The organism is Mycobacterium bohemicum DSM 44277 (assembly GCF_001053185.1).
In the GTDB taxonomy this organism is placed as follows: domain Bacteria; phylum Actinomycetota; class Actinomycetes; order Mycobacteriales; family Mycobacteriaceae; genus Mycobacterium; species Mycobacterium bohemicum.
In genome coordinates this window covers 528863-552607 of sequence record NZ_CSTD01000001.1, presented here as the reverse complement: position 1 = coordinate 552607, position 23745 = coordinate 528863, and the positions used below count along the sequence as shown (strand labels likewise).

At 67.3% G+C, this 23745-nt stretch carries 21 protein-coding genes and 1 pseudogene; 17 read left to right on the top strand and 5 right to left on the bottom strand.

The window, feature by feature from the left end:
• Positions 1–99: 99 nt before the first annotated feature.
• The 4 genes from BN971_RS02710 (at position 100) to BN971_RS02695 (ending at position 5366) form a co-directional block, all read left to right on the top strand.
• On the top strand, positions 100–1029 hold the full coding sequence (locus BN971_RS02710; protein ID WP_085181026.1) for an alpha/beta hydrolase: 930 nt from the start codon (positions 100–102) through the stop codon (positions 1027–1029).
• Between the two features lie 90 nt (positions 1030–1119).
• Positions 1120–1731, top strand: coding sequence for a TetR/AcrR family transcriptional regulator (locus tag BN971_RS02705; protein WP_085181025.1), 612 nt, complete (start codon positions 1120–1122; stop codon positions 1729–1731).
• A 285-nt stretch (positions 1732–2016) separates the two neighbouring features.
• Positions 2017–2448: an MmpS family transport accessory protein gene (locus BN971_RS02700; protein WP_170322100.1), complete on the top strand. Its 432-nt coding sequence runs from the start codon at positions 2017–2019 to the stop codon at positions 2446–2448.
• On the top strand, positions 2445–5366 hold the full coding sequence (locus tag BN971_RS02695) for an MMPL/RND family transporter (protein WP_085181024.1): 2922 nt from the start codon (positions 2445–2447) through the stop codon (positions 5364–5366). Before BN971_RS02700 ends, BN971_RS02695 begins: the two co-directional genes overlap by 4 nt.
• A gap of 102 nt (positions 5367–5468) precedes the next feature.
• Here BN971_RS02695 and BN971_RS02690 read toward each other — a convergent pair whose 3' ends face one another.
• From BN971_RS02690 to BN971_RS24895, 4 genes are all read right to left on the bottom strand, one after another.
• On the bottom strand, positions 5469–6251 hold the full coding sequence (locus tag BN971_RS02690) for an SDR family oxidoreductase (protein WP_085181023.1): 783 nt from the start codon (positions 6249–6251) through the stop codon (positions 5469–5471).
• A gap of 66 nt (positions 6252–6317) precedes the next feature.
• A complete protein-coding gene (locus BN971_RS02685; protein ID WP_169718594.1) occupies positions 6318–6665 on the bottom strand; it encodes a DUF732 domain-containing protein in 348 nt (115 codons plus the stop codon).
• A gap of 284 nt (positions 6666–6949) precedes the next feature.
• Positions 6950–7816, bottom strand: a complete 867-nt coding sequence (locus tag BN971_RS02680; RefSeq protein ID WP_085181021.1) for a hypothetical protein — start codon at positions 7814–7816, stop codon at positions 6950–6952.
• Positions 7813–7989, bottom strand: coding sequence for a hypothetical protein (locus BN971_RS24895; protein ID WP_169718593.1), 177 nt, complete (start codon positions 7987–7989; stop codon positions 7813–7815). Before BN971_RS24895 ends, BN971_RS02680 begins: the two co-directional genes overlap by 4 nt.
• A 145-nt stretch (positions 7990–8134) precedes the next feature.
• Between BN971_RS24895 and BN971_RS02675 the strand changes: the two genes are divergently transcribed.
• Complete coding sequence (locus BN971_RS02675; RefSeq protein WP_085181020.1) at positions 8135–8653, top strand: nuclear transport factor 2 family protein; 519 nt, start codon at positions 8135–8137, stop codon at positions 8651–8653.
• Complete coding sequence (locus tag BN971_RS02670) at positions 8650–9750, top strand: NAD-dependent epimerase/dehydratase family protein (RefSeq protein ID WP_085181019.1); 1101 nt, start codon at positions 8650–8652, stop codon at positions 9748–9750. Before BN971_RS02675 ends, BN971_RS02670 begins: the two co-directional genes overlap by 4 nt.
• Before the next feature lie 95 nt (positions 9751–9845).
• On the opposite strand, the gene BN971_RS02665 is transcribed toward BN971_RS02670, so the two are convergent.
• On the bottom strand, positions 9846–10817 hold the full coding sequence (locus tag BN971_RS02665; protein WP_085181018.1) for an aldo/keto reductase: 972 nt from the start codon (positions 10815–10817) through the stop codon (positions 9846–9848).
• Positions 10818–10872: 55 nt separating this feature from the next.
• Between BN971_RS02665 and BN971_RS02660 the strand changes: the two genes are divergently transcribed.
• The 11 genes and pseudogenes from BN971_RS02660 (at position 10873) to BN971_RS02610 (ending at position 23714) form a co-directional block, all read left to right on the top strand.
• Positions 10873–12201 (top strand): acyltransferase family protein, encoded by a 1329-nt coding sequence (locus tag BN971_RS02660; RefSeq protein ID WP_245836728.1) that lies wholly within the window; start codon positions 10873–10875, stop codon positions 12199–12201.
• A gap of 158 nt (positions 12202–12359) precedes the next feature.
• A complete protein-coding gene (locus BN971_RS02655; RefSeq protein WP_085181016.1) occupies positions 12360–12674 on the top strand; it encodes a hypothetical protein in 315 nt (104 codons plus the stop codon).
• A 94-nt stretch (positions 12675–12768) separates the two neighbouring features.
• Complete coding sequence (locus BN971_RS02650) at positions 12769–13440, top strand: TetR/AcrR family transcriptional regulator (RefSeq protein WP_085181015.1); 672 nt, start codon at positions 12769–12771, stop codon at positions 13438–13440.
• A gap of 404 nt (positions 13441–13844) precedes the next feature.
• Positions 13845–14639, top strand: coding sequence for an MlaE family ABC transporter permease (locus tag BN971_RS02645; protein WP_085181014.1), 795 nt, complete (start codon positions 13845–13847; stop codon positions 14637–14639).
• Between the two features lies 1 nt (position 14640).
• Entirely contained in the window at positions 14641–15522 is an 882-nt protein-coding gene (locus BN971_RS02640; protein ID WP_170322099.1) for an MlaE family ABC transporter permease, read from the top strand.
• A gap of 6 nt (positions 15523–15528) precedes the next feature.
• Positions 15529–16845 carry an MCE family protein gene (locus BN971_RS02635; protein WP_085181012.1) on the top strand — a complete coding sequence of 439 codons (1317 nt, stop codon included), beginning with the start codon at positions 15529–15531 and terminating at the stop codon, positions 16843–16845.
• Positions 16842–17882: a virulence factor Mce family protein gene (locus BN971_RS02630; RefSeq protein ID WP_085181011.1), complete on the top strand. Its 1041-nt coding sequence runs from the start codon at positions 16842–16844 to the stop codon at positions 17880–17882. The genes BN971_RS02635 and BN971_RS02630 overlap by 4 nt, the downstream gene beginning before the upstream one ends.
• Positions 17879–19370, top strand: a pseudogene (locus tag BN971_RS02625) (virulence factor Mce family protein). Before BN971_RS02630 ends, BN971_RS02625 begins: the two are co-directional and overlap by 4 nt.
• On the top strand, positions 19367–20944 hold the full coding sequence (locus BN971_RS02620; protein ID WP_085181009.1) for a virulence factor Mce family protein: 1578 nt from the start codon (positions 19367–19369) through the stop codon (positions 20942–20944). Before BN971_RS02625 ends, BN971_RS02620 begins: the two are co-directional and overlap by 4 nt.
• Positions 20941–22170 carry a virulence factor Mce family protein gene (locus BN971_RS02615; RefSeq protein ID WP_085181008.1) on the top strand — a complete coding sequence of 410 codons (1230 nt, stop codon included), beginning with the start codon at positions 20941–20943 and terminating at the stop codon, positions 22168–22170. Before BN971_RS02620 ends, BN971_RS02615 begins: the two co-directional genes overlap by 4 nt.
• On the top strand, positions 22164–23714 hold the full coding sequence (locus BN971_RS02610; protein WP_090349766.1) for an MCE family protein: 1551 nt from the start codon (positions 22164–22166) through the stop codon (positions 23712–23714). The genes BN971_RS02615 and BN971_RS02610 overlap by 7 nt, the downstream gene beginning before the upstream one ends.
• Positions 23715–23745 lie beyond the last annotated feature (31 nt).

Genomic DNA, 23745 nt, shown 5'->3' with positions numbered 1-23745 from the left:
GGCGGCGGCATCCAATCGGTCCGCTTCGCCTCGGCCGGAGACATCATCGGGGTGAGGTATGGTCAGCATGCCGCCGGCGCCGGGACCAGAAAGCAGACGATGGCGAACCCCTTGCCCCACAACGCTTTCACGTCGAGCAAGGCCGTCGACCCCCAGCTGCGCAAGGTGGCCCGATTCCTGCCGCGGGGAAACGCGCTCCAACGGGGCTACCGGGTTCAGCGCGCGATTATGAACGCGATGGGCAACGCCGGCCGCATCCGCAACCTGCCGACGGCCGACGTCAACGAGCACGTCACCGTCCGCCTGCACCGCCCACCCGGACTGCCCGCGCGGGCGCCCGCGATGCTGTGGATCCATGGCGGCGGCACGATCATGGGCCACGCCGCCCAGGACGACAAGTTTCTCCGCAGGCTCTCGCGCCGCACCGGCGTGGCGGTGGCGGCCGTCGAACACCGGCTGGCCCCGGAGCACCCCTACCCCACTCCCGTCGAAGACTGCTACGCGGCCCTGCGATGGCTGGCGGGTCAACCGTGGGTGGACCCGGCTCGCGTCGCGGTCGGCGGGGCCAGCGCCGGTGGCCACTTCGCCGCCGCGGTGGCCCAGCGGGCCCACGACCGCAACGAGATCGACCTGGCGTTCCAGATGCTCGTCTACCCCATGCTCGACGACCGCACGGGCGCCGATCCCGACGGCCGCAAGCGGATCATGTGGACCGAGACCGACAACCAGCGCGCGTGGCGGTGGTACCTCAACGGGGCGGATCCCGCGGAGGCCGCGCCGGCGCGCCGCACAGACCTGTCGGGCTTGGCGCCGGCCTGGATCGGCGTCGGGACGCTGGACCTGTTCTACCGGGAGTGCGTCGACTACGCGAACCGGCTCCGGGAGGCCGGCGTTGCCGTCCACGAGGAGATCGCACCGGGCGCCTTCCACGCGTTCGACCAAATCGCGGAGAAGGCGCCGGTCTCGGTGAAGTTCTTCGCCAGTCAGTGCGTTCACCTGCGCGCAGCCCTCGGCGTGAGCCCGGCCTGATTGCCGGCCGCACCCGATTGCAGGCAACGAATCGGGCGCCTTAGGACTGCAAAGTGTGCAGAACGTGCAACTATAGGTGCCATGCGTGTTATGTCGTCCAACCCGGTGGGTCTGCGCGAGCGTCGTCGCCGCCAGACGAGCGCGGACATCCGCGACACCGCGGTGCGCCTGGCGCTGCAGCGCGGATTCGACAAGGTGACCATCGAGGAGATCTGCGTCGAGGCCGGGGTGTCGACCCGCACCTTCTTCAACTACTTCCCCAACAAAGAGTCCGCGATCGCGTACGGACCCTCGGACATCCCCCCGGAGCTGGTCGAGGAATTCGTCGCCGCCGGACCGGTCCCCTATTCGGTGGTGCTCGCCGAGCTGATCACGCTGGCGGCGCACCATCTGCGCGACGTTCCCCCCAAGCGGGAACAGGCCGCGGGCATGCTGCAACTCGCCAAGACGTCCCCGGCCGTGTTGGCTGCTTTTCTCGCCGAACTGGAGAGGTTCCAGAATCACTTGACCGACGTCGTCGCGCGCCGGCAGGGCATGCGGCCCGACGACGAGATACCTGCCCTCATCGCCGCGCTGGCCCTGACGGCGGTGCGTTCGGGCATCGAGCGCTGGTCGGGCGGTGAACCCGACGCCGGCGAGGACACGCCCATGCCCTATGTCGAGCGCGCCGCCGCGCTGGTGAACAGCATCTTCACAAAGTGACGTGAAACACCGAGCCCAATTGTTGCATGACGTGCAAGGTCTGCACATTATGTACTATGCTCAGCAGGCGGCTCCCGAGACGACCCGGAAGTCGCGAAAGTAGGTTCCGGCACCGGGGGCGAACGCGGGGCGCGCCAGGTCAGCCGTGGCCTGCTCCAGACCATCGAATCCCGTTGCAGTTCAAGGTAATCGGCGCCTTCCTGCCGATGAGCGGTTACCGCAGGCCAGTACCGACGCTGAGCACATCACGGCGCGCTGATGGGGAAGGGAATCACGTAGGTGCAGATGATCTCGAGACTCGTGCGCAACGCCTGGTTACCGCTGCTGATCGTGGTGGTCGTGGCGGTTGGCGGCTTCGCGGTGGTTCGGGTCAAGTCCTTCTTTGCCGCCCACGACACCGGCGTCATGACGAGCCCTCGGCTCGACGATTCCAAGCCGTTCAAACCCAAGGTCGTCAAGTACGAGGTCTTCGGCTCCGCCGACCGCGCCAATGTGAACTACTTGGACCTGTCCGCGGACCCGAAACGCGTCGACGGTGCCCCGCTGCCGTGGACGCTGGTTCTGAGCACCACCGCGCCGTCGGTCTTCCCCAACATCTCCGCACAAAGCGACGGTGACCGCCTCGGTTGCCGCATCACCATCGATGACGAAGTCAAGGACGAGAACATCATCAACGGCGTGCATGCCCTCACATTCTGCCTGGTGAAATCCGCATGAGCAGACACCTCGACGACACCCGGGCGGACGCCGGTGCCCCGGCCGAAAGCCCGGCCCGGGCGCCGATTCCGCGCTTCATCCGGAAGTTCGCGCTGCCGATCATCCTGGGGTGGATCGCGCTCATCGCCGTGCTCAACGTCGTCGTCCCGCAGCTGGACGAGGTCGGCAAGATGCGCTCGGTCTCGATGGCGCCCGACGACGCCCAATCGGTGGTCGCGACTAAGCGCATGGGCGCGGTGTTCAACGAGTACAAGTCCAACAGCTCGGTGATGATCGTGCTCGAGGGCCAAAATCCCCTGGGCGCCGACGCGCACGCCTACTACGACCAGATCGTCAAGAAACTCGACGCCGACACCAAGCACGTCGAGCACGTCCAGGACATGTGGAGCGATCCGCTCACCGGGGCGGGCGCGCAGAGCAACGACGGTAAGGCCGCCTACGTCCAGGTCTATCTGGCGGGCAACCAGGGCGAAGCCCTGGCCAACGAGTCGGTCGAGGCCGTTCAGAGCATCGTCAAGAGCGTGCCCCCGCCCCACGGGGTGAAGGCTTATGTCACCGGCCCCGCCGCGCTGTCAGCCGATCAGCACGAGGCCGGCGACCGCAGCCTGCAAGTCATCACCATGTGCACGTTCACCGTGATCATCGCCATGCTGCTGCTGGTCTATCGGTCGGTCATCACGGTGTTGCTCACCCTGGTGATGGTGGTGTTCGAGCTGGCGGCCGCGCGCGGAACGGTCGCGTTTCTGGGCTACTACAAGCTCATCGGTCTGTCGACGTTTGCCACCAGTCTCCTGGTCACCTTGGCGATCGCGGCCGCCACCGACTACGCGATTTTCTTGATAGGCCGATATCAGGAGGCCAGGGCCAACGGCGAGTCCCGGGAAGACGCCTACTACACGATGTACCGGGGCACCGCGCACGTCGTGCTCGGATCCGGGCTGACCATTGCCGGCGCGACCTTCTGCCTGCACTTCACCAACCTGCCCTACTTCCAGACACTGGGCATCCCGCTGGCGATCGGCATGGTGGTCGTCGTCGCTGCGGCGTTGACCCTCGGCGCCGCCGTCATCGCGGTGGTCACCCGCTTCGGTAAGACACTGGAACCCAAGCGCACGCAACGGATCCGCGGGTGGCGCAAGGTCGGCGCGGTGGTCGTCCGGTGGCCCGGCCCGATCCTGGTCATGACGATCGGAGTGGCGCTGGTGGGGCTGCTCACCCTGCCCGGTTACCGCACCAACTACAACGACCGCAACTACCTGCCCGCGGACCTGCCCGCCAACGAGGGCTACGCGGCCGCGGACCGGCACTTCTCCCAGGCGCGGATGAACCCCGAAGTGCTGATGATCGAAAGCGACCACGATCTGCGGAATTCGGCGGACTTCCTGGTGATCGACAAGATCGCCAAAGCGGTGTTCCGGGTGCCGGGGATCGCCCGGGTGCAGGCCATCACGCGGCCGGAGGGCACGCCGATCGAGCACACCTCGATCCCGTTCCAGATCAGCATGCAGGGCGTCACCCAGCAGATGAACCAGAAGTACCAGGAAGACCAGATGGCCGACATGCTGCACCAGGCCGACATGATGCAGACGACCATCGACAGCATGACCAAGATGCAGAGCATCACCACGCAGATGGCCGCCGACATGCACGTCATGGTTGGAAAAATGCACGACATGACCATGGACATCAACGAATTGCGCCAGCACATGGCCGATTTCGAGGACTTCTTTCGGCCCATCCGCAGCTACTTCTACTGGGAGAAGCACTGCTTCGACATCCCGGTGTGCTGGTCGCTGCGCTCGGTGTTCGACGCGCTCGACGGCATCGACACGATGACCGATGACATCCAAAGCCTGCTTCCCGTCATGGATCATCTCGACACCCTGATGCCCCAGATGGTCGCACTCATGCCGTCGATGATCGACAACATGAAGGCCATGAAAACCACGATGCTGACCATGTATTCGACCCAGAAGGGTCTGCAGGATCAGCAGAACGAGGCGCAGAAGAACTCCAACGCCATGGGCAAGGCGTTCGACGCATCTAAGAACGACGACTCGTTCTACCTGCCGCCGGAGACCTTCAACAACGCCGAGTTCAAGCGGGGCATGAAGAACTTCATCTCCCCCGACGGTCACGCCGTGCGCTTCATCATCAGCCACGACGGCGATCCGATGTCGCAGGAAGGAATTTCGCACATCGGCGCGATCAAGAAGGCCGCCTACGAGGCGCTCAAGGGCACGCCACTGGAAGGCTCGAAGATCTACCTCGCCGGCACGGCGTCGATCTACAAAGACCTCAGCGACGGCAACACCTATGACTTGCTGATCGCCGGAATCTCCTCGCTCTGCCTGATTTTCATCATCATGCTGATGATCACCCGGGGTGTGGTGGCCTCGGCGGTGATCGTCGGCACCGTCCTGCTCTCGCTGGGGGCGTCGTTCGGGCTCTCGGTGCTGATCTGGCAGCACCTCATCGGCATCGAGTTGCACTGGATGGTCCTGGCGATGTCGGTCATCATCCTCTTGGCCGTCGGCGCCGACTACAACCTGCTGCTGGTGGCCCGGTTCAAGGAGGAGATCCACGCCGGCCTGAACACCGGGATCATCCGCTCGATGGGCGGCACCGGCTCGGTGGTCACCTCGGCGGGACTGGTGTTCGCGTTCACGATGATGACGATGGCGGTCAGCGAGCTGACCGTGATCGGCCAGGTCGGGACGACGATCGGGCTGGGCCTGCTCTTCGACACGCTCATCGTGCGGTCGCTGATGACGCCGTCGATCGCCGCGCTGCTGGGCAAGTGGTTCTGGTGGCCGCAACGCGTGCGGCAGCGGCCGGTGCCGTCGCCCTGGCCCTCGCCAAACCCCCCGCCGAACACGGACACGCCCGCGCCCCAGACGGCTGCGGCGGTGCGCTAGCGGGTCGCCGAGCCTGCACTCACGGCCTCGAGCCTGCGCTCACGGTGTGCGGGTGGCGCCTTGTCGAGCCCTGAGCGCAGTGTCGATGCCGCGGGTGACCGGCTACGTGACCCAGTCGGGTTGGGCGCCGGTTTCGACAGCGGAGAAGTCCTTGTGCCCCAGCCCGGCGGTCGTGCCACCGTCCACCACGAATTCCGATCCGGTCGAATAGCTCGCCTCGTCGCTGGCCAGGTACACCACGAGGTTCGAGACCTCCTGCGGCTCGGCGATCCGGCCGAGCGCGGTCTGGAAGATGTCCTCGGGCACCCAATCGGTCATCGGCGTCCTGATCAGCCCGGGGTGGATCGAGTTCACCCGGATTCCGCTCGGCCCGAGCTCCAATGCCACCGACTTCGTCAACCCGCGCACCGCGAATTTGCTTGCGGTGTAGCCGTGGCAGGCGATGGTGCCGGCCATCCCCTCGATCGAGGAGATGTTGATGATGGACCCGCGGCCCGCTTCTTTCATCGGCTTCACCACCGCGCGGATGCCGAGGAACACGCCCGTCAGGTTGATGTCGAGAATCCGTTGCCACTCGGAGAGCGCGTAATCCTCGATGGTGCCGATGTTGATGATGCCCGCATTGTTCACCAGGACGTCGACCCCGCCGAACTCCCGAAGCGCGGTGGCCACCGCGGCGTCCCAGTCCTCGGGTTTCGTGACGTCGAGGTGCAGGTAGCGGACGGAGTCGCCGACCTCGGCGGCGACCGCCTTGCCCTCGTCGTCGAGGATGTCCCCGAAGACCACCTTGGCGCCCTCGGCCACCAGCGCCCGCACGTGGGAGGCACCCATTCCGCGGGCGCCGCCGCTGACCAGTGCGACCTTGCCCGCCAACCGTTCCGCCACCGCGTCTCTCCCGTCCGTAGGTGACTAGCACCATACAGACGGGGGCGGATGTATGACCAGAGCCCGTTACTTACCCTTCGGCTTGCTCGCGGGGTGGTGTTCCGGGCAGTAATCCGCCGTGGCGGCGCCGACGAACATCTGGGCCTGCGGCTGGTTCATTCGGTCCGCGCCCGTCAGCTGGTCCACCTCGTCCTTTTCGGTGTAACCGGCGTCGAGGTCTTGGCACATCGCGTGCGCGGCCTTCAGCGTCATCGCCGGGCTTCCCAGGCTGACGCCGTGCGACTGCAGGAAGGTGGTGAAGTCCTGGTCGGTTTGGTCGGCATGCGCGACGCCCGCCGGAATCAGCAGGGCCGCCAGCAACGCCCCGACCGGGCCCGCGATCGTCGCGACCCTCGTTACGCGTTTCGTCGTCATTTCTCCCCCAGGTTCAATGCGCCCGATCCCCCCGACCTTCTCGAGGCTGACCATGTCGGACGGTTTCTTACGTGGATAATATCCACTGTCAGTAATTTTCGCTCGGCAAGGCGTGGGGGCTCAATCACGCGCGCCCAGAGCGAGTTTCGAAACCCGGAGCTCAACGGCGGCCTGGGCGGTTCGGTTCTGCAAGATTTAATTCCGCGCTCGGCGGCCGTACACCATCAGGTCCATGGAAGTAAGCGCGCCGTTCACTTGCGCTTGTCGAGCGCGCGGCTCAGTCCTCAACCAACGATGTCGAAAACCGCCGCCGCCGAGGTGACGGCCTTATCGGCGTTGCCCTCGTCGTGCAGGAGCATGCGAACACCGACGCGTCCGGCGCCGCCGGCATGCGCGGTGCCCTCCACGCGGAAGGGGCCCACCTTTCCGCGCGACATGAACATGACGTGCCAGCTGACGACCTGGAGCTTGCGCGTTCCGGCGGCGCCGGCGGCGAGGTCGATCGCCGCCGTCTCGAGCACCACGTGTTGTGGTCCGATGTGCAAAGCCGCGTCCGGAGAAGCCAATTCGGCGCTCAGCTCCGGCAGCACCCAGTGGCCGTCGCCGCGCAGGCGGGCCCCGAAGGCTTCCCACAGCGGGGGCAGGTCGGGCGAGTCCTCGATCGTGAGCTCCGTTCCGGACACGTCCATCCGGTCCAGGCCGTCGGGCGGAGTGCCGATGACCGCTCCCTGCCCCTCGTTGAAGGCGATGACCCGCTCGGGATTGTCGGCGTCCACGATCTTGCAACGCCCGTAACCCATGGTCCGCCCCTGGTGCACGATGCCGGAGTCGACGATCGCGATCCGTCGGACGTCGTAACCCGGGTCGACGATCTGCACCGAGGCGATCACCGGATTGGGCACCGCGACCATGTCGGTCTGACACCCCTCGGGCGACGCGATCGCCAACGGCGCCACCATGATTCCGCCCACTTCGTTGCGCATGTCGCGGCGGATGACGACGGTGTCGTCGACGTCGCCGAGGTCCATCGACGAGTGCCTACGGCCGATGTAGCGGTAGCTGAGCAGACCGGTCCAGCGGCGAAACAGCTCGTCGCGGTATGCGTCGGCGTCGCCCGCCAGCTCGCGGATGTCGCGAGGCCTGCCGGTCACCGGGACCGTCGCCCCGACGCCGATGTGTCGAGCCGCACCGCCGGGCGGATGAGTGCCTTGACGCCATGGCCGTCGAGGCCGGGGGTGAACAGCTTCGCGGGGTCGGGCTTGATCCCCGCGTCGATCAGCCGCGACGGAGACTCCCCCGCCTGCTCTGTGTCCGGCTTGGCCATGACCGTCCTCACCTGTGGGCGTGCGTGTCGAGCATACGCAGCTGACCACGGCGGGTCGCCGGAGGGAACCGGCTTACACTTCCGACGAGAAGTGTCACGCTAGGCGTGTCCCGGGAATTCGCCGACCTACCTGAATTGAGCCGCAATGACGGAGCAGACCACCGCAGCTCACGCCACCGAACTGGTGGCCATCGAGGCGATCAAGCGGCTCAAGGCCCGCTACTGCCGATACCTCGACGCCAAGGACTGGGCGGCGTGGCGATCGGTGTTCACCGATGATTTCGCCAGCGACACGTCCGAGGCCGGCGGCACGGTGATGGTCGGCGCCGACGACTTCGTCGCGTTCACCCGCAGAGCACTCGGGCGCCCGGCGCAGCGCACCGCGCACCAGGTCCACGCGCCCGAAATCGAGCTCACGTCGCCGGCGACGGCGCGCGGGGTGTGGGCGCTCCAGGACGTCGTCCGGTTCGGGCCGGGCGTCACCCTGGTCGGCTTCGGCCACTACCACGAGACCTACGAGAGCATCGCCGGCGAGTGGTTTATCAAGAGTTCCAAGCTGACTCGCCTGCGAGAGGATATCGTCACCCCGGTGTTCTCCATCTACGTCTCCGACCGGATCCGCAACGCGATGGCCAAGCTGGCAAGCCGGGTGACTCAGCCATGAGCGTCACCACCGTTCTGATCACCGGCGCGTTCGGCCAGATCGGCCGGCGCTGCGCGCAGATCCTGCTCGACCGGGGGCGAACCGTGATCGCGATGGACCTGCGTTCGGACGCCAACGCCGCCGCGGAACGGGAGCTGCGCGCCGGCGACCACCCCGGGACGCTGATCGCGGCCTATGCCGATCTCACCGACGCGCAGGCCGTGCGCGATGTGGTCGCGGCCCATCGGCCCGAGGCGATCGTCCATCTCGCCGCCGTCCTCTCCCCCCTGTCGTATCGGAATCCGGCGCTGGCCCGCAAAGTCAATGTTGGGGGCACCGAAAACCTGCTCGCGGCCGCCGCCGCGCTGGACCGCCCGCCGCTGTTCCTGATGGCATCGAGCGCCGCGGTATACGGGTCGCGCAATCCGTACCGCTACCCGGAGCGCATCACGGCCGACACGCCGGTCAACCCCATCGACCAGTACGGACATGACAAGGTGCTGGCCGAGGAGGCGGTACGGGCCAGCGGCGTGCCGTACGCCCTGCTGCGGCTGGGCGGGGTCATCTCGCCCGACACCCAGACCGGCATCAACGGCGACCACCTGGCGTTGCTGCGCTCGATACCGGCCGACAACCGCATCCACATGGTCGACGCCCGGGACGTGGCGCTGGCCTTCGCCAACGGGGTGGACCGCGAAGCCACGATCGCGGGCAAGACCCTCCTCATCGGCGGAGACGAGTCATATGTGTTGCTGCAGAGCGACTTTCAGGACCAGCTGACGACGGCCGTCGGCCTGGGTGCGCTGGGCCCGTCGGCCAGCCTGCCCGGCGACCCCGCCGACGACCGCGGCTGGAGTTTCACCGGCTGGTTCGACACCACCGAGGCCCAGGAACTCCTCGACTTCCAGGAACACACCTGGGCCCAGAGCCGGGCCTGGATCGCCGAATCCATCGGCACCCGGCGCATCCTGTTGAGCGCGCTGGGCCCGATCCTGCGACCGACGCTGCGGTGTGGGCTGCAGATGCAGCGGCGGATCGAGGGTCGCGGCCCCTACGCCGATCCGTGGGGGCTGATCGAGAAAAAGTACGGGCCCGGCGCGCTGGCGCCGCGAGCGTGAAGCCGGGCTAGCGGTCGACGCCGAGCGTGAAGCTGGCCGCACACTCGGCGCCGAGCGTGAAGCTGGCCGCACCCTCGGCGCGGGCGTGAAGCCGGCTAGCGGTCGATCCAGGCCAGTTGCGCCTCCGCGTGGTGGCCCCCGACGGGCGGCGTGAGCCGGTCAAGCCTGGCCAGTTGGTCGGCCGACAGCTCGAGGGCATCCGCCCCGACGTTCTCCTCCAGGCGTGCGACGCGCTTGGTCCCCGGGATCGGCACGACGTCCGGACCCTTGGCCAGCAGCCACGCCAACGCCACCTGGGCCGGGGTGGCGCCGAGGTCGGCGCTGATCTCGCGCAGCTCGTCGGCGCTCTTGAGGTTGTGCGCGAAGTTCTCGTCGGCGAACCGCGGGTTGGTCTTGCGGTAGTCGGTGTCGGGCAGCTCCGAGGTCGAGCGAATCGCCCCGGTGAGAAAACCACGGCCCAGCGGCGAGTAGGCGACGAACCCGATGCCCAGCTCGCGCAGCACCGCGAGCACGCCGTCCTCGGGGTCTCTGGTCCAAATCGAGTATTCCGATTGCACCGCGGTGACCGGATGCACGGCGTGGGCGCGGCGGATGGTGTTCACACCGACTTCCGACAGCCCGATGTGCCGGACCTTCCCCTCGGCGACCAGCTCCGCCAGGGCGCCGACGGTGTCCTCGATCGGGGTCTGGCGGTCGAGCCGGTGCTGATAGCAGAGATCGATGCGGTCGGTGCCCAGCCGTTGCAGCGAACCGTCCACGGCAATGCGGATGTTCGCGGGGCTGCTGTCGAGGCCGTGCCGGCCGGTGTGCGAGATCAAGCCGAACTTGGTCGCCAGCACCACCTGGTCGCGACGGCCGCGCAGCGCCCGGGCGACCAGTTCCTCGTTGACGTAGGGGCCGTAGACCTCGGCGGTGTCGATCAGCGTGACGCCCAGGTCGATGGCGCGATGGATGGTGCGGATCGATTCGGCGTCGTCGCTGCCGGCGCCGGCGTAGGCGACGGACATGCCCATCGCGCCCAGGCCGAGCCGGCCGACTTCCAGGCCGGCGAGGGAGGCGGGTTTCACGAAGCTCATTGTGCGCCGACGGGTGTCAGGCCCGTTGGCGGGTACCGTTGCCGACGTGGAGGACGTAGCTCGCGTGCCCCCGGCGCGAAACCTCGCGGTGGACTTTTACCGCGCTTCGGGCGTGGTTCTCATCGTGCTGGGTCACTGGCTGGCGGGCTCCGTGACGTACCGCAACGGCCAGTTCGGCCGGGAGAATCCGCTGCTCGACATGCCCTGGACGCAGTGGCTGACCTGGATTTTCCAAGCGGTGCCGGTGTTTTTCTTCGTGGCCGGCTATGCCGGGGCGGTGTCGTGGACGCACCGACGCGACTCGGACGGGTTCTCCCGCGAGGCCTGGATTCGGCACCGCCTGGCCCGGGTGCTGGGACCGACCGCGGTCTACGTGGGGCTGCTGTCGGCAGTCGTGGTCGTGCTGCAGGCCCGGGGCGTCGACGGCTCCGTGCTCGAGTACGCGGGCTGGGCGGTGGCCATGCACCTGTGGTTTCTCGCCGTCTACGTGGTGGTGGTGTCGCTGACCCCGATTGCCATTGCGGCGCAACGCCGCTGGGGCCTGCGGCCGCCGGTGGCGCTGGCCGTCGGCGTCGTGGTCGTGGACGTCGTCTCGCTCGCGGGACACGTGCCGTATATCGGCTGGCTGAATTACCTGCTGTGCTGGGGACTGCTCTACCAGCTTGGAATCGCCTGGCACGGCGGGCTGTTGAACGGCCGCAAGCCCCTGGCGCTGGCCGCCGGCTCGGCGGTGGCGCTGGCCCTGCTGATCCGGCTGGGACCGTACCCGGTCAGCATGATCGGCGTTCCGGGGCAGGAGATCGAGAACACGACACCGCCGACCGTCGCGATGCTGGCCTACGCGTGCACGCAGGCCGGTCTGGCCGTGGCGCTCGCGCCGGCGCTCAACCGTGTGCTGCGCCCCCGTCCGGTGCAGCGGGTGGTGGCCACCGCCAACACGAACGTGATGGCCCTCTACCTGTGGCACATGGTGCCCGTGGTGATCGTCGCGGTCGTGGCCTATCCCGCGGGGCTGATCCCCCAGCCGCCCGAGGGATCGGCGGCCTGGTGGCTGGCCCGGCTGGAGTGGATCGCCATCCTCAGCGTGGTGACCGCACTCGAGATGATTCTGCTCTGGTCCCTGCGACGCTTCTTCGCCGCGCCGCTGCCGCTGTTCGGCGTGCGGCTGGGCGTTCGCTGGGCCGAGGCGGCGATGCTGACCGGCGCGCTGTTGGCCGCCGGCGGCCTGCATTGGCTGGCGCAGGCCGGCTTTGCCCCCGACGGGCGTTTCTCCTGGCCGACCGCGCTGATCTTCGCCGCCGGCGTGCTGTTGGTGGCGTTGCGCCCGAAGGTCCTCAGCCGGCGACCGGTGGAGCGGGCACCCGCGACCGGCTGAGCAACGTCCGCGGGACACCCCTGGGGGCGACCCCGGATCCGGGCACGGTGTGTTTGCCCGGCGACTTACGACCCCTTGACAGGGGCCGTAGTGCCCTGGCCCGGGCCGGTGTTTAGGGGGATGATCCTCACAAGGCAACGTCGCCAAGGGAGTCGAATATGTTAAACAGCCTAAGTGTCCCCAGCAACGAAGTCCCCCCGCAATTCGAGGAGGACACCGAGCTGTTGAAGGAATCGGGTGTGCACAAGCTGGTCGTCACCGACCGGAACGGAAACTGCCTGGCCTTCCTGCTGGCGTGGGACAGCTTCGACTATGACGCGGCGACCGACACCTACGTGTGTGTGGCCGACGGCACCGGCAGCGAGCTCATGACCATCTACACCGCCGGCGAGGTGAAGCCGGGACCCGGCGAGAACATGTACGTCGTCACCGCACCGGACCGGCGCCCCGGCGCGCGCCGCGGGCCCCTCTGAGTCACCGGACTGCAGCACGCTGCACCCTTGAGCGCCCGGCCGCGATGGTTATGATAGACCGTCCGTACGGTTGGTTCGCGCCGAAGGGTTGAAGATGCCCAGATCGCCCGGCAGACGCAGCGAGATCCTCGACGCGTTCGTCCGCTATGTCGCCGAACGTGGTTACGAGAGAACCAATATCGGCGACATCGCCGACGAGCTCGGCATGTCCAAGGGCACCATCGTCCACCATTTCGGTACCAAAGCGCAGATGTTGCGGGAACTCGAAGAGACCCATCTGGAGCGGCAGCTCGCCGTGCTTCGGATGGCCTGGGGCCGATTGGCCACCCCGCACGAACGCATCGCCGCGATCATTTACGCCACCACGTTGCTCCAGGTGACGGCCCGCGATGCGACGGTGGCAAGCCAGCGCGAGGTGGTCCAGTTGTTCGACGACCCGGCGATGCAAAACGTCCGGAAGTTGCGACGTCGCCTGCAGAAACTCGCGATCGACGAGATCCGGACGGGGATCGACCGCGGTGTGTTCCGAAGCGTGGACGTCGAATTGGCGGCAATGCAACTGTTCGGATCGCTCGAGTGGATGTGGGTGTGGTTCGATCCCGCCGACTCGCGGACGCCCGAACAAGTCGGCGCCGCTTTCGTCGACGTATTCCTCGGCGGGCTGTTGCTCGACCGCTTCGGGCTGAGCAAGTGGGCGGATCCCGCCACCCCTTTGGTCTCGGTGGTACGCGAGTGCCTCACCGCGGCAACGACTTTGACGGGTTGACCGCGACCGGGACCCGCACGGGCACCCGGCGACCGCCGCCGCAGCGGCAAAAACCCGTCCCAACTCGCACGTGAAGGCGTAAATCGTTCGCCTCCAACGGGATCACGCGGTCATGTGGAGCGCTCGGAATCAAGGCCCGGCGCGCGGCGGCACCGGCCCCGCATGTTGTTGACTGACCGTACGGTCTAATGCGATAGTTGCCAGATGTCGCGACGAGGTCGGCGCAGGTGTGGACGGCACTGCGCCGGTTGGGAGGATGACGTGTTCGAGCGCCGCCGCGAACATGGGCTGCCGTCGCTGCTGGGCTGCTTGTCGAAATACGCTGGAGCCGAAGTTCTTTCAATTCCCGATCAGTTCGCCGGCGGTCTCGCGAGGGCGACAGAACTTGCGGATGTGACGCACCGATGACCACCTCGGACACGCTCGCGAGCAGATTCGGCGAGAAGATCAGGCCGGGCGCGGAGGTGGCCGGCGGGTTCTTCCGCATGTGCGTGCTGACCGGAAAGGCCCTGAAACAGCCGTTCGAATGGCGTGAGTTCATCTGGGTCGGCTGGTTCCTGATGCGGGTCTCGCTGCTGCCCACCATCGCGGTGTCCATCCCGGAAACCGTGCTGCTCATCTTCACGCTCAACCTTTTGCTGGCCGAGATCGGCGCCGCCGACGTCTCCGGTGCCGGTGCCGCGATCGGTGCCGTCACCCAGCTCGGCCCGATCGTGACGGTGCTGGTGGTCGCCGGCGCCGGTGGGACCGCCATCTGCGCGGACCTCGGCGCGCGGACCATCCGCGAGGAGATCGATGCGCTCGAGGTGCTCGGCATCGACCCGATCCACCGCCTGGTGGTGCCGCGCGTCGTCGCCTCGACGATCGTCGCGGTGCTGCTCAACGGCCTCGTTGTCGCCGTGGGGCTGGGGGGCGGCTACCTCTTCAGCGTGTACCTGCAGAACGTCTCGAGCGGTGCGTACCTGTCCACGTTGACGGCGCTGACCGGCCTGCCCGAGGTGGTGATCGCGTTCGTCAAGGCCGCGACGTTCGGCCTGATCGCCGGCCTGGTCGGGTGTTACCGCGGGCTCATCGTCCGCGGCGGTTCCAAGGGCCTGGGAACCGCCGTCAACGAGACCGTGGTGCTGTGCTTCATCGCGCTGTTCGCGGTCAACGCCGCGCTCACCACCATCGGCGTCCGGTTCGGAACGGGACGCTGACATGACCCTGGCGGCGGGACTTCCCGAGGACACCACGGCTGTTCCGGTGCACAGCCGATTCCCCTGGGCGCGTTACCGGGAGGCGCCGGTGCGACTGCTCGTCGAGATCGGCCAGATGATCTGGTTCGCCCTGTCGACGGTCGGCCAGATCCCCTTCGCCGTGCGCCGGTATCCGAAGGAGTTGCTGCGGATGGTCGCCCAGATGGGGATGGGCACCGGCGCGATGGCCGTCGTCGGCGGCACCGCCGCCATCGTCGGGTTCATCACGCTGTCCGCGGGCTCGCTGGTCGCCATCCAGGGCTACGCGACGCTGGGCAACATCGGCGTCGAGGCGTTCACCGGATTCCTTGCGGCACTGGTGAATGTCCGGTTCGTGGCGCCAGTGGCCGCCGGTCAGGCGCTGGCCGCCACGGTCGGCGCCGGCGCGACGGCCGAACTGGGCGCGATGCGCATCAGCGAGGAGATCGACGCGCTCGAGGTGATGAGCATCCGGTCCATCCCCTTCCTGGCGTCCACCCGGGTGGTGGCGGGCCTCGTGGTGATCATCCCGCTCTACGCGTTGGCGATCACCCTGGCGTTCTTGTCCCAGCAGGTCACCACGGTCTTCCTCTACGGGCAGTCCCCCGGCACGTACAACCACTACTTCCACACCTTCCTGCGCCTCAACGATGTGGGCTGGTCGTTCGCCGAGGTGATCCTGGTCGCGGTGGTCGTGATGACCACGCACTGCTACTACGGCTACACCGCCAGCGGCGGCCCGGTCGGCGTCGGTGAAGCGGTCGGCAGGTCCATGCGGCTGTCGTTGATCACGATCGTCATCGTGGTCGTGCTGACCGCGATGGCGGTGTACGGCAAGAGCCCCAATTTCAACCTCCCCGTGTAGCCGCCAATGACAGCCCCTGCCCCGAAAATCAAGGAAAACCCGGCGCGGATCCCGCCGTACAAGACGACGGCCGTGGCGGGGCTGGTGGTGGGGGCGATCGTGTTGGGGTTGGTGTGGATGCAGTTTCGGGGCGAGCTGACCCCGAAGACGAGCCTGACGATGGTGGCGCCCCGGTCCGGCCTGGTGATGGACACGGGATCGAAAGTCACCTACAACGGGGTCGAGATAGGGCGAGTGGCAAACATTTCCGAGATTGAGCGCAATGGCGCGCCCGCCGCCAAGTTCGTCATGGACGTCAATCCGAAGTACATCGCGCTGATTCCGGCCAACGTGGACGCCAAGATCAAGGCGACCACCGTGTTCGGCAACAAGTACGTATCGTTGACCTCACCGAAAGACCCCACGCCGCAACGGATCAGCCCGCAGCAGGTGATCGATGCCACGTCGGTGACCACGGAGTTCAACACCTTGTTCGAGACGCTCAACTCGATCGTGGAGAAGGTGGACCCGGTCAAGGTCAACCTGACGCTGGCGGCGGCCGCCCAGGCGTTGACCGGCCTCGGCGACAAGTTCGGGCAGTCGATCGTCAACGGCAACGCCATCCTCGATGACGTCAACCCGCAGATGCCCCAGATCCGACGCGACATTCAGGGGTTGGCGGCCCTCGGCGACACCTACTCCAACGCCGCGCCGCACCTGCTGGACGCGCTGAACCATGCGGTCGTCACGGCGCGCACGCTGCATCGGCAGGAAAGCGAACTGGACAACGCGCTGCTGGCCGCGACGGGGCTGGGCAACACCGGGGAGGACATCTTCGCGCGCGGCGGGCCGTACCTGCAGCGGGGCCTCGCCGATCTGCGGCCCACCGCCGAGCTGTTCGACACCTACAGCCCCGAGATCTTCTGCACCATCCGCAATTACTACGACGAAGAGCCCGCGGCCTACGCGACGACGGGCGGCGGCAACGGCTACGCGCTGCGGACCATGACGGAGCTGACGTCGGCCCTGGGCGGCATACTGACCCTCCCCGGGCTGGCCGGCACGGTGGCCACGCAGGGGCTCCTCGGGCTGGCCGGGCTGGTCGGCGGGGCGCCGAATCCCTATGTGTACCCCGACAACCTGCCCCGGGTGAACGCCCGCGGCGGGCCGGGAGGCGCGCCGGGCTGCTGGCAACAGATCACCCACGACCTCTGGCCCGCACCGGAATTGGTGCTGGACACCGGCGCCAGTCTCGCGCCGTACAACCACCTGGATACCGGCTCGCCGTATGCGATCGAATACGTGTGGGGCCGCCAAGTCGGGGACAACACGATCAACCCATGAAGATCACCAGCTCCGCTATCAAACTCGGCATCGTCTCGCTGGTGCTGGCACTGATCACCGTTTCGATCGTGGTGGTGTTCGCTCAGATGCGCTTCAACAGCACCAACGGCTACAGCGCGGAGTTCAGCAATGGCAGCGGCCTGAAAGACGGTCAGTTCGTGCGGGCTTCGGGCGTCGAGGTCGGCAAGGTCAAGAAGGTGCGGCTGGTCGACGGCGGCCGGAAGGTGCAGGTGGACTTCGTCGTCGACCGCTCGATACCGCTCTACCAGTCGACGACAGCCCAGATCCGCTACCTGAACCTGTTCGCCGACCGCTACCTGGAGCTCAAGCGCGGCGAGGGTGAGGGCGCCGACCGGGTCCTGCCGCCGGGCGGATTCATCCCGCTCTCCCGAACCTCGCCGGCGCTCGATCTCGACGCCCTGATCGGCGGCTTCAAGCCGCTGTTCCGCGCGCTGGATCCGGAGAAGGTCAACACCATTGCGTCGGCCATCATCAACGTGTTTCAGGGTCAGGGCGGCACCATCAACGACATCCTCGACCAGACGGCGCAGCTGACCTCGCACATCGCCGAGCGCGACCAGGCGATCGGCGAGGTGGTCAAGAACCTCAACGTCGTGCTGGACACCACGGTCCGGCATCGCAAGGAGTTCGACCAGACGATAGACAACTTCGAAAAACTGATCACCGGGCTGCAGAACCACGCCGACCCGCTGGCCGCCGGCGTCGCGCACATCAGCAACGCCGCCGGAACGGTCGCCGACCTGCTCTCCGAGAATCGGGCCTTGCTGCACAAGGAGATCAACTACCTGCAGGCGTTCCAGCAGCCGCTGGTCGACCAGCGCGATCAGCTCGGCGACCTGATCCACAAGACCCCGACGGCGCTCAACCTGATCGGTCGCAGCATCGGCCTCTACGGGGACTGGGTGAATTTCTACCTCTGCGACCTGTCGATCAGGTGGAACGGTCTGCAGGCCGGCGGCGCGGTGCGCACGGTGCGGATCTGGCAGCAGCCCACGGGCAGGTGCACGCCGCAATGAGGACACTGACGGAATTCAACCGCCGCCGCGTCGGGCTGATGGGTGTCACCGTGCTCGGGATCGTCGTCGCCGTTGGCCAGAGCTTCACCAGCGTCCCGATGATGTTCGCCAGTCCCAGCTACTACGGGCAGTTCACCGAGACCGGTCAACTCAACAAGGGCGACAAGGTGCGCATCTCCGGTGTGAATGTCGGCACGGTGCAGGGCTTCGACATCGAGGGTGACCACGTCCTGATCAAGTTCACCCTGGGCTCCAACACCATCGGGACCGACAGCCGGATCGCGATCAAGACCGACACGATCCTGGGCAAGAAAGTGCTCGAGATCGAGCCGCGGGGAAGCACGAGGTTGCCGGCCGGGGGCGTGTTGCCGCTGGGGCAGAGCACCACCCCCTATCAGCTCTACGACGCGAACTACGACATCACCAAGGCCGCCTCGGGCTGGGACATCGACACCGTCAAGCAGTCCCTGAACGTGTTGACGCAGACCATCGACCAGACCTACCCGCACCTCAGTGCCACCCTCGACGGCTTGGCCAAGTTCTCCGACACCATCGGCAAGCGCGACGATCAGATCAAACACCTGCTCGCACAGGCCCATCAGGTGGCCGGCGTGCTCGGCGACCGCAGCGAGCAGGTCAACCGGCTGCTGGTCAACGCCAAGACGCTGCTGGCCGCGTTCAACGAACGCGGCAGGGCCATTGACGCCCTGCTGCAGAACGTTTCCGCCTTCTCCGAACAGGTACAGGGGCTCATCAACGACAACCCCAACCTGAATCCGGTGCTGGAGCAGTTGCGCGCCATCAGCGACGTGCTGGTGGCCCGCAAAGACGACCTCGCCCAAACGCTGACGTACGTCAGCCAATTCGCCGCATCGCTGGGGGAATCGGTCGCGTCGGGGCCGTACTTCAAGATCGTCCTGTCCAACCTGCTGCCGTATTGGATGCTGCAACCGTTCGTCGACGCGGCCTTCAAGAAGCGCGGCATCGACCCGGAGGACTTCTGGCGCAGCGCGGGCCTGCCCGAGTTCCGCTGGCCCGACCCCAACGGCACCCGGTTCCCCAACGGCGCCCCGCCGCCGGCTCCCCCGGTGCTGGAGGGCACCCCGGACCATCCGGGGCCGGCGGTCCCACCGGGCGCGGCGTGTTCGTACACGCCACCGCGTGACGCCATGCCCCGACCGGGAAACCCGTTGCCGTGTGCGGGCGTAGACGTCGGACCGTTCGGCGGCAGCTTCCCCGCGCCGATCGACGTGCAGGCGTCGCCGCCGAACCCCGACGGCCTGCCGCCGACCCCGGGGATCGGAATCGCCGGGCGGCCGGGCCAGCCGCCCCCGGACGTCCCGGGCACACCCGTGCCGCTGCCGGCCAACGCGCCGCCGGGGGCGCGCACCGAGAACCTGCAACCCGCGGGCCCTCTTGCCGGCACCGTTCATCAACCCCGGCGGAACCGGCGGCAGCGGCGCAGCGGGAGGGGGTAACCAGAATTGAGCGCGATGTTCACTAGCCGAAATCTGCGGTCCCGCAAGGTTGTTGGGGCGCTCATCCTCGCGCTGGCCGTGCTGGCCGGGTACCTCGGGTTGCGGCTGTACGACAAGCTGACCACCAACACCGTGGTCGCGTACTTCCCGGAGGCGAACGCGCTCTATCCCGGCGACAAGGTCCAGATCATGGGCGTTCGCGTGGGCTCGGTCGACAAGATCGAGCCGGCGGGCGACAAGATGAAAGTCACGTTCAGCTACAAGAACAAGTACAAGGTGCCGGCCAACGCGTCCGCCGTGATCCTGAACCCGACCCTGGTCGCCTCGCGCACCATTCAGTTGGAGCCACCGTACAGAGGCGGCCCGGTGATGGGTGACAACGCGGTGATCCCCCTCGAGCGCACGCAGGTGCCGACGGAGTGGGACCAACTGAGCCAGAGCGTCGCCAACGTCATCTCCAAACTCGGCCCGACACCCGAGCAGCCCAAGGGCCCCTTCGGTGATGTCATCGAGGCCTTCGCCGACGGACTGGCCGGCAAAGGCAAGCAGATCAACACCACGCTGGACAGCCTGTCGCGGGCGTTGACCGCGTTGAACGAGGGGCGGGGGGACTTCTTCGCGGTGGTGCACAGCCTCGCGCAGTTCGTCAACGCCCTGCACAAAGACGACCAGCAGTTCGTCGCGTTGAACAAGAACCTGGCCCAGTTCACCGACAAGTTGACCGGGTCCGACACCGACCTCGCCACCGCGATCCAGCGGTTCGACAGCCTGCTCACCACCCTGCGACCGTTCCTGGACAAGAACCGCGGAGTGCTCACCCACGACATCGACAACCTCGCCACCTTGACGACGACCCTGGTCCAACCCGAGCCCCTGAACGGCCTGGAGACCGCCCTGCACGTCCTGCCGACGCTGGAGACGAACCTCAGCCAGATCTACCACCCGTCGCACGGCGCGGTCATGTCCATCCCGGCGATCCCGAACTTCGCGAACCCAATGCAGTTCATGTGCAGCATGATTCAGGCAGGTAGCCGACTGGGCTACCAGGAGTCGGCCGAGCTGTGTGCGCAATACCTGGCGCCGGTTCTCGACGCGATCAAGTTCAACTACCTGCCCTTCGGGTTGAACCTGTTCAGCACCGCCGAGACGCTGCCCAAGGAGGTCGCGTACTCCGAGCCCCGGCTGCAGCCGCCGAACGGCTACAAGGACACCACCGTGCCCGGGATCTGGGTGCCCGACGGCCCGCTGTCGCACCGCAACACCCAGCCCGGCTGGGTCGCCGCGCCGGGCATGCAGGGCACCCAGGTGGGGCCGATCACGGCCGGGCTGATGACCCCGGATTCGCTGGCCGAATTGATGGGCGGTGCGGACGCCGCGCCCCCGCCGTCGGGCTTGCAGACACCGCCGGGGCCGCCGAACGCGTACGACGAGTCTCCGGTGGTGCCGCCGATCGGCGTGCAGGCTCCGCAGGTGCCGATCCCGCCTCCCCCGCCCGGGCCGGGCGTCGTCCCGGGCCCGGTCGCCCCGACGCCGGCCGGGCCGCCGCCGGCGCAGGCGGCCGCGTCGACGGGGCCGGGATCATGAGGCGCGCGACGAGCACGATTCGTGCGACGAGCGCGATACGCGCGACGAGCACGATTCGGTTGCGCGCGTGGGCAACTCGCACCCGACGCCGAATCTGGCAGGCGTCGGCCCTGCTGGTGGCCGCCGCGACCCTGTCCTCGTGCGCAAGCTGGCACGGGATCGCCAACGTGCCGATGCCGGGCGGCCCGGGCAGCGGGCCCGGTTCCTACATCATCTACGTGCAGATGCCGGACACGCTGGCGCTCAATGACAACAGCCGGGTGCGGGTGGCCGACGTGTTTGTCGGCACGGTCCGCGCGATCAACCTGAAGAACTGGGTCGCCACGCTGACGCTGCGCGTGGACAAGGGTGTCAAGCTCCCGAAGAACGCCACCGCCAAGATCGGGCAGACCAGCCTCCTGGGTTCTCAGCACATCGAATTGGCCGCGCCGCCCAACCCGTCCCGGGAACTGCTGAAGGACGGCGACACCATCCCGCTGAGCAATGCCTCCACCTACCCCACGACCGAGCAGACGCTGGCCGCGCTCGCCATGGTCATCCGCGGGGGCGGCATCCCGAACCTCGAGGTGCTGCAGAACGAGGTCTACAACATCGTGCACGGGCGCGGCGACCAGATCCGCGCCTTCCTCGGCAAGCTGGACACGTTCACCGCCCGGCTCAACGAGCAAAGCGACGACATCACCAGGGCCATCGATTCCACCAACCGGCTGCTGGCAATCGTGGGTCCGCGCTCGGACGTCATCGATCGTGTCCTCACCGAATTCCCGCCCCTGCTCAAGCATTTCGCCGACAAACAGAACCTGTTGATCAACGCGGTCGACGCAACGGGGCGGCTCAGCGGAGTTGCCGACCAATACCTGTCCGCGTCGCGGAACGACCTGCACCAAAACCTTCTGGCGCTGCAATGCCCGCTGCGGGAATTCGGCCGTGCCGCGCCGTATCTCATCAAGGCGCTCAAGCTGATGCTCGTCCGGCCGTTCGACATCGACGCCGTGCCGAAGGCGTTCCGCGGCGACTACTTCAACCTGTCGCTCACGCTCGACCTCACCATGAGCGCCGTGGACAACGCGGTGCTCACCGGGACGGGATTCTCAGGGGCGCTGCGCGCGCTCGAGCAATCGTGGGGCCGCGACCCCGAGACGATGATCCCCGACGTCCGGTACACGCCGAACCCGAACGACGCACCGGGCGGGCCACTGGTGGAAAGGGCGGACCGGCAATGCTGACCCCCTTCATCAAGCGCCAGCTGATCCTGTTCACCATTCTGAGCGGGATCACCGCGGTGGTGCTGGGTGGGTACTACCTGCGGCTTCCGGCCGCGGCGGGGATCGGTCAGTACAAGCTGCACGCGAATCTGCCCGCGTCGGGCGGCCTTTACGAGACGGCCAACGTCACCTACCGCGGTCAGACGATCGGCAAGGTCACCGACGTCGAGCCGACCGAGCGGGGCGCCCGGGTGACCATGAGCATCTCCGACCGCTACAGGATCCCGATCGACGCGTCGGCGAACGTGCACTCGGTGTCGGCGGTCGGTGAGCAGTATCTCGACCTGGTGTCGACGGGCAACCCGGGGAAGTATTACTCGGAGGGCCAAACCATCACCAAGGGCACCGTGCCCACCGATATCGGGCCGGCGCTGGACGCCGCGAACCGCGCGCTGGCCGCGCTGCCCAAGGACAAGATCGCCTCGCTGCTCGACGAAACAGCCCAAGCCGTCGGCGGATTGGGTCCCGCGCTGCAACGCCTGGTCGACGCCACACAGGCGATCGCCGGTGACTTCAAGACCAATATCGGCGACGTCAACGACATCATCGCCAACTCCGGACCGCTCATCGACAGTCAGGTGGAGTCGAGCGATTCGATCGCGCGCTGGTCGCGCAATCTGGACACGTTGGCCGCGCAGAGCGCGGAAAACGACCAGCACGTGCGCAGCATCCTGACGCAGGCGGCGCCGACCGCCGATCAGGTCAACGCCGTGTTCGGCGATGTCCGCGAGTCGCTTCCACAGACGCTGGCCAACCTGGAGATCGTGCTGGACATGCTCAAGCGCTACCACAAGGGCGTCGAGCAACTGCTGGTCGCCTATCCGCAGGGCGCTTCGGAAGGCCAGACGGTGACGACGCCCTTCCCCGGTTACGCGTCGCTGGGGACCCATCTGACGATCACCCAGCCCCCGCCGTGCCTGACCGGCTTTCTGCCCGCGCCACAGTGGCGGTCGCCGGCGGGTACCAGCCTGGCTCCGATGCCGTCCGGAACCTATTGCAAGATCCCGCAAGACACGCCGGCGAACGACGTGCGCGGGGCGCGCAATCTCCCGTGTGTCGACGTGCCCGGCAAGCGCGCCGCGACGCCCCGGGAGTGCCGGGACTCCAAGCCCTATGTCCCGCTTGGCACCAACCCGTGGTACGGCGACCCGAACCAGATCCTGACCTGTCCGGCGCCGGCGGCGCGCTGCGACCAACCGATCAAGCCGGGCCAGGTGATCCCCGCGCCGTCGGTCGACAACGGCATGAACCCCGCGCCCTCCGACCGGGTGGCGGGGACACCGCCTCCCGTCAGCGACGTGCTGCAGCGGCCGGGATCGGGCACCGTCCAGTGCAACGGGCAGCAGCCGAACCCCTGCGTCTATTCCCCCGCCGGGCCCCCCGCGGCCGTTTACAGCCCGCAAAGCGGTGAACTGGTCGGACCCGACGGCGTCAAGTACTCGGTCGAAAACTCGAGCAAGACCGGGGACGACGGCTGGAAGGACATGCTCGCCCCGGCGGGCTGACGCTAATTCGATTGCGGTATAACGTTTTTCG

Bases quoted from the DNA above. Each gene is read 5' to 3' on its own strand.
- BN971_RS02710 (WP_085181026.1), top strand. From the start codon at position 100: ATGGCGAACCCCTTGCCCCACAACGCTTTCACGTCGAGCAAGGCCGTC.
- BN971_RS02705 (WP_085181025.1), top strand. From the start codon at position 1,120: ATGTCGTCCAACCCGGTGGGTCTGCGCGAGCGTCGTCGCCGCCAGACG.
- BN971_RS02700 (WP_170322100.1), top strand. From the start codon at position 2,017: ATGATCTCGAGACTCGTGCGCAACGCCTGGTTACCGCTGCTGATCGTG.
- BN971_RS02695 (WP_085181024.1), top strand. From the start codon at position 2,445: ATGAGCAGACACCTCGACGACACCCGGGCGGACGCCGGTGCCCCGGCC.
- BN971_RS02685 (WP_169718594.1), bottom strand. From the start codon at position 6,665: ATGACGACGAAACGCGTAACGAGGGTCGCGACGATCGCGGGCCCGGTC.
- BN971_RS24895 (WP_169718593.1), bottom strand. From the start codon at position 7,989: ATGGCCAAGCCGGACACAGAGCAGGCGGGGGAGTCTCCGTCGCGGCTG.
- BN971_RS02675 (WP_085181020.1), top strand. From the start codon at position 8,135: ATGACGGAGCAGACCACCGCAGCTCACGCCACCGAACTGGTGGCCATC.
- BN971_RS02670 (WP_085181019.1), top strand. From the start codon at position 8,650: ATGAGCGTCACCACCGTTCTGATCACCGGCGCGTTCGGCCAGATCGGC.
- BN971_RS02655 (WP_085181016.1), top strand. From the start codon at position 12,360: ATGTTAAACAGCCTAAGTGTCCCCAGCAACGAAGTCCCCCCGCAATTC.
- BN971_RS02650 (WP_085181015.1), top strand. From the start codon at position 12,769: ATGCCCAGATCGCCCGGCAGACGCAGCGAGATCCTCGACGCGTTCGTC.
- BN971_RS02645 (WP_085181014.1), top strand. From the start codon at position 13,845: ATGACCACCTCGGACACGCTCGCGAGCAGATTCGGCGAGAAGATCAGG.
- BN971_RS02640 (WP_170322099.1), top strand. From the start codon at position 14,641: ATGACCCTGGCGGCGGGACTTCCCGAGGACACCACGGCTGTTCCGGTG.
- BN971_RS02635 (WP_085181012.1), top strand. From the start codon at position 15,529: ATGACAGCCCCTGCCCCGAAAATCAAGGAAAACCCGGCGCGGATCCCG.
- BN971_RS02630 (WP_085181011.1), top strand. From the start codon at position 16,842: ATGAAGATCACCAGCTCCGCTATCAAACTCGGCATCGTCTCGCTGGTG.
- BN971_RS02615 (WP_085181008.1), top strand. From the start codon at position 20,941: ATGAGGCGCGCGACGAGCACGATTCGTGCGACGAGCGCGATACGCGCG.
- BN971_RS02610 (WP_090349766.1), top strand. From the start codon at position 22,164: ATGCTGACCCCCTTCATCAAGCGCCAGCTGATCCTGTTCACCATTCTG.